This window comes from Ruegeria sp. CJ9, assembly GCF_056536625.1.
Window position 1 is genome coordinate 1 of record NZ_JBQFPY010000026.1, and the last position, 2,988, is coordinate 2,988.

At 58.5% G+C, this 2,988-nt stretch carries 3 protein-coding genes; all 3 read left to right on the forward strand.

Annotated features, from left to right (window positions below; translation table 11 throughout):
- The first annotated feature begins 4 nt into the window (after positions 1 to 4).
- The 3 genes from ACR0AJ_RS21030 to folD are packed head-to-tail and all read left to right on the forward strand — an operon-like array spanning position 5 to position 2,988.
- Positions 5 to 1,681, forward strand: coding sequence for a formate--tetrahydrofolate ligase (locus ACR0AJ_RS21030; RefSeq protein WP_170352147.1), 1,677 nt, complete (start codon positions 5 to 7; stop codon positions 1,679 to 1,681).
- Between the two features lie 57 nt (positions 1,682 to 1,738).
- Positions 1,739 to 2,044: a chorismate mutase gene (locus tag ACR0AJ_RS21035; RefSeq protein WP_170352146.1), complete on the forward strand. Its 306-nt coding sequence runs from the start codon at positions 1,739 to 1,741 to the stop codon at positions 2,042 to 2,044.
- Between the two features lie 53 nt (positions 2,045 to 2,097).
- Positions 2,098 to 2,988 carry a bifunctional methylenetetrahydrofolate dehydrogenase/methenyltetrahydrofolate cyclohydrolase FolD gene (gene folD / locus ACR0AJ_RS21040; protein WP_480741859.1) on the forward strand — a complete coding sequence of 297 codons (891 nt, stop codon included), beginning with the start codon at positions 2,098 to 2,100 and terminating at the stop codon, positions 2,986 to 2,988.

Here is a 2,988-nt window from a genome sequence, read left to right on the forward strand (position 1 = left end):
CCCAATGAGCTACAAATCCGACATCGAAATCGCCCGTGAGGCGAACAAGAAGCCGATTCAGGAAATCGGTGCGAAAATTGGCATCTCCAGTGACGATCTGCTGCCTTACGGCCACGACAAGGCGAAGGTCAGCCAGGACTTCATCAACTCGGTTCAAGGTCGTGAAGACGGCAAACTGATTCTGGTGACCGCGATCAACCCGACCCCTGCGGGTGAGGGTAAGACCACCACCACCGTCGGTCTGGGCGATGGCCTGAACCGCATCGGCAAAAACGCGATGATCTGTATCCGCGAAGCCTCGCTTGGCCCGAACTTCGGGATGAAGGGTGGTGCTGCGGGTGGCGGTTACGCGCAGGTTGTTCCGATGGAGGAAATGAACCTGCACTTCACAGGTGACTTCCACGCCATCACCTCGGCCCACTCGCTGCTGTCGGCGATGATCGACAACCACATCTACTGGGGCAATGAGTGCGAGATCGACATTCGTCGCGTTGCGTGGCGTCGTGTGGTCGACATGAACGACCGTGCGCTGCGTCAGATCACCGCCAGCTTGGGTGGCGTGTCGAACGGTTTCCCGCGTGAAACCGGCTTTGACATCACCGTGGCGTCCGAGGTCATGGCGATCCTCTGTCTGGCCACCGACCTTAAAGATCTGGAAAAGCGTCTGGGTGACATCATTGTGGCCTATCGCCGCGATAAGACCCCGGTTTACTGCCGCGACATCAAGGCCGAAGGCGCAATGACCGTTCTGCTGAAAGACGCGATGCAGCCGAATCTGGTGCAAACGCTGGAAAACAACCCGGCCTTTGTCCATGGTGGTCCTTTCGCGAACATCGCACACGGCTGTAACTCGGTCATCGCGACCAAAACCGCTCTGAAAGTGGCCGACTATGTTGTCACCGAAGCGGGTTTTGGTGCTGATCTGGGTGCCGAGAAGTTCATGAATATCAAGTGCCGTAAGGCGGGTATTGCTCCGTCGGCAGTTGTTCTGGTCGCCACCGTGCGCGCGATGAAGATGAACGGCGGTGTTGCCAAAGCCGATCTGGGTGCCGAAAACGTCGACGCGGTTCAGTCGGGCTGTGCCAACCTGGGCCGTCACATCGAGAACGTGAAATCCTTCGGCGTGCCCGTTGTTGTCGCCATCAACCACTTTGTCACCGACACCGATGACGAAGTGCAGGCCGTCAAGGATTACTGCGCCGAACATGGTGTCGAAGCAGTTCTGTCGCGTCACTGGGAGCTCGGTTCAGACGGTTCTGCGCCTCTGGCTGAGAAAGTTGTGGAAATCGTCGAAAATGGTGCTGCGAACTTTGCACCGATCTACCCCGACGAAATGCCGTTGTTCGAAAAGATCGAAACCATCGCCAAGCGTATCTACCGCGCTGACGAGGTTCTGGCCGACAACAAAATCCGCAACCAGTTGCGCGAATGGGAAGAGGCCGGATACGGTAATCTACCGGTCTGCATGGCCAAGACGCAATACAGCTTCTCGACTGATCCGACCCTGCGCGGCGCGCCCACCGGCCACTCGGTTCCGGTGCGTGAGGTTCGCCTGTCGGCAGGTGCCGGGTTCATCGTGGTTGTCTGCGGCGAGATCATGACCATGCCCGGCCTGCCACGCAAACCGGCTGCGGAATCCATCTGCCTCAATGACGCAGGTGAGATCGAGGGCTTGTTCTAAGCGCTCGAATGATACATCTCGTGGTCCGGGGGTATCCCCGGACCGCAGGAGATTGAAATGCCCACTCTGATACCGCCGCAGGACTGTCATTCGATGCGGGAATTGCGGGTTCAGATCGACAAGCTGGATCGCCAATTGATTGAAATGTTGGTGGCGCGCGCAACTTACATAGATCGTGCGTCTCAGTTGAAACCCGGCGAGGGGCTACCCGCCCGCATCCCGGATCGTGTCGAAGATGTGGTGCAGCGCGTGCGCACAAGTTCCGACGAGTTGGGCATGGACCCCGATCTTGCCGAGAAGCTTTGGCGCATCTTGATTGACTGGTCGATTGCCCGCGAAGAACGCGTGCTCGGCCCCGAATGAAGAACCGGGCGCTTTGTGCGCCCGATCCGTTTTTGAAAAGAAGGGATCAAAGGATGGTAGCGCAGGTTATCGACGGTAAGGCCTTTGCCGCAAAAGTACGCGGCCAGGTGGCCGACCAGGTCGCAAAGCTGAAAGAAGAAAACGGCATCACCCCCGGCCTGGCCGTGGTTCTGGTAGGCGAAGACCCAGCAAGCCAGGTTTATGTGCGGTCCAAGGGAAAGATGACCGTCGAGGTCGGCATGAACTCGTACGAGCACAAGCTGGACATCGACACGTCCGAAGAAGATCTGCTGGCGTTGATCGACAAGCTGAACAACGACCCAGCCGTGCATGGTATTCTGGTGCAGTTGCCCCTGCCCAAACATCTGAACGAAGATCTGGTGATCAACTCGATTGACCCGGCCAAGGACGTTGATGGTTTCCACATCTCGAACGTGGGACTGCTGGGTACCGGGCAGAAGTCGATGGTGCCCTGCACGCCGCTGGGGTGTTTGATGATGCTGCGCGACTACCATGGCTCGCTCTCGGGTATGGATGCGGTTGTTGTGGGCCGATCGAATATCGTGGGTAAGCCGATGGCGCAGTTGTTGCTGGGTGACAGCTGCACCGTGACCATCGCACACAGTCGCACCAAGGACCTGCCTGATGTTGTGCGCCGCGCAGATATCGTCGTTGCTGCCGTTGGCCGCCCCGAGATGATCCCAGGCGATTGGATCAAGGAAGGTGCCACGGTCATCGATGTAGGCATCAACCGAATTGAACGGGACGGCAAGAACAAGCTGGTTGGTGACGTCGACTATGACAGCGCGGCCGAACGCGCCGGAGCGATCACACCCGTGCCCGGTGGCGTCGGACCGATGACCATTGCCTGCCTGCTGGCCAACACACTGACCGCCTGTTGCCGCGCCAATGCCTTGCCAGAGCCCGAAGGCCTGACAGCTTGA

Excerpts from the sequence above, each read along its gene's own strand:
- ACR0AJ_RS21035 (WP_170352146.1), top strand. The coding sequence starts at position 1,739 with ATGCCCACTCTGATACCGCCGCAGGACTGTCATTCGATGCGGGAATTG.
- folD (WP_480741859.1), top strand. The coding sequence starts at position 2,098 with ATGGTAGCGCAGGTTATCGACGGTAAGGCCTTTGCCGCAAAAGTACGC.
- ACR0AJ_RS21030 (WP_170352147.1), top strand. The coding sequence starts at position 5 with ATGAGCTACAAATCCGACATCGAAATCGCCCGTGAGGCGAACAAGAAG.